Annotated in this window: 1 protein-coding gene; it reads left to right on the top strand. The window is 60.4% G+C overall.

Translation table 11 applies throughout. The features are described 5' to 3' along the window. Positions 1-14: 14 nt before the first annotated feature. On the top strand, positions 15-275 hold a 261-nt coding region (locus H2O73_RS21015), incomplete at its 3' end, for a penicillin-binding protein activator (RefSeq protein WP_368737176.1).

The following is a 275-nucleotide window of genomic DNA, read 5'->3' as shown; positions in this document are numbered from 1 at the left end:
TGAGGGGTCAGGAGGTGCAACACATCGCTGTGTTACTGCCAGAATCGGGCCCACTGTCGCGTATCGCCACGGCGATCGGCGAAGGTATCCGTACCCAACACCGTTTATCGGATGATGCCAGCGTCCGTCTCAGCTTTATTGACAGCACCTCGGGCAACCTCGAATCGCTCTACCGCGAAGCCGAAAACCGTGGCGCCCAAGTGGTCATTGGCCCGCTCAGCAAGGATCGGGTAAGCGAGCTGGAGCGTCTCAACCAGGTGCCGCTCCCCACTCTG

The sequence above is a fragment of the Vibrio marinisediminis genome (genome assembly GCF_014050145.1).
Lineage (GTDB): Bacteria > Pseudomonadota > Gammaproteobacteria > Enterobacterales > Vibrionaceae > Vibrio > Vibrio marinisediminis.
The sequence above is the reverse complement of the archived record's forward strand: the minus strand, read 5'-3'. Positions and strand labels throughout refer to the sequence as shown.